Source organism: Corynebacterium sp. HMSC06G04 (genome assembly GCF_001807365.1).
GTDB classification, from domain to species: Bacteria; Actinomycetota; Actinomycetes; order Mycobacteriales; family Mycobacteriaceae; genus Corynebacterium; species Corynebacterium simulans.
Genome location: NZ_KV788612.1, coordinates 1 through 1,400, shown reverse-complemented (window position 1 = coordinate 1,400; position 1,400 = coordinate 1). Strand labels below are relative to the sequence as shown.

1 rRNA gene is annotated in these 1,400 nt (G+C 55.9%); it reads left to right on the top strand.

Going from position 1 to position 1,400, the window contains the following annotated elements:
- A 16S ribosomal RNA gene (locus tag HMPREF3158_RS05900) occupies positions 1 to 1,331 on the top strand; the annotation flags it as partial.
- Positions 1,332 to 1,400: the final 69 nt, after the last annotated feature.

Sequence of the window (1,400 nt, the reverse complement as noted above, 5' to 3'; positions counted from 1 at the left end):
TGTTTAGTGTCAGTTGTGGAAAGTTTTTCGGTGCAAGATGAGCTCGCGGCCTATCAGCTTGTTGGTGGGGTAATGGCCTACCAAGGCGTCGACGGGTAGCCGGCCTGAGAGGGTGGACGGCCACATTGGGACTGAGATACGGCCCAGACTCCTACGGGAGGCAGCAGTGGGGAATATTGCACAATGGGCGGAAGCCTGATGCAGCGACGCCGCGTGGGGGATGAAGGCCTTCGGGTTGTAAACTCCTTTCGACAGGGACGAAGCTTTTGTGACGGTACCTGTATAAGAAGCACCGGCTAACTACGTGCCAGCAGCCGCGGTAATACGTAGGGTGCGAGCGTTGTCCGGAATTACTGGGCGTAAAGAGCTCGTAGGTGGTTTGTCGCGTCGTCTGTGAAATTCCGGGGCTTAACTCCGGGCGTGCAGGCGATACGGGCTGACTTGAGTGCTGTAGGGGAGACTGGAATTCCTGGTGTAGCGGTGAAATGCGCAGATATCAGGAGGAACACCGATGGCGAAGGCAGGTCTCTGGGCAGTAACTGACGCTGAGGAGCGAAAGCATGGGTAGCGAACAGGATTAGATACCCTGGTAGTCCATGCCGTAAACGGTGGGCGCTAGGTGTAGGGGGCTTCCACGTCTTCTGTGCCGTAGCTAACGCATTAAGCGCCCCGCCTGGGGAGTACGGCCGCAAGGCTAAAACTCAAAGGAATTGACGGGGGCCCGCACAAGCGGCGGAGCATGTGGATTAATTCGATGCAACGCGAAGAACCTTACCTGGGCTTGACATATAGCGGATCGCTGCAGAGATGTAGTTTCCCTTTGTGGTCGTTATACAGGTGGTGCATGGTTGTCGTCAGCTCGTGTCGTGAGATGTTGGGTTAAGTCCCGCAACGAGCGCAACCCTTGTCTTATGTTGCCAGCATTTGGTTGGGGACTCATGAGAGACTGCCGGGGTCAACTCGGAGGAAGGTGGGGATGACGTCAAATCATCATGCCCCTTATGTCCAGGGCTTCACACATGCTACAATGGTCGGTACAACGCGCAGCGACACTGTGAGGTGGAGCGAATCGCTGAAAGCCGGCCTTAGTTCGGATTGGGGTCTGCAACTCGACCCCATGAAGTCGGAGTCGCTAGTAATCGCAGATCAGCAACGCTGCGGTGAATACGTTCCCGGGCCTTGTACACACCGCCCGTCACGTCATGAAAGTTGGTAACACCCGAAGCCAGTGGCTCAAACTCGTTAGGGAGCTGTCGAAGGTGGGATCGGCGATTGGGACGAAGTCGTAACAAGGTAGCCGTACCGGAAGGTGCGGCTGGATCACCTCCTTTCTAAGGAGCATTATTTTGCCCACAGTTGTGGGTGTGTTGGTTGAGTGCACATGTGTTGTGCTGCCAACG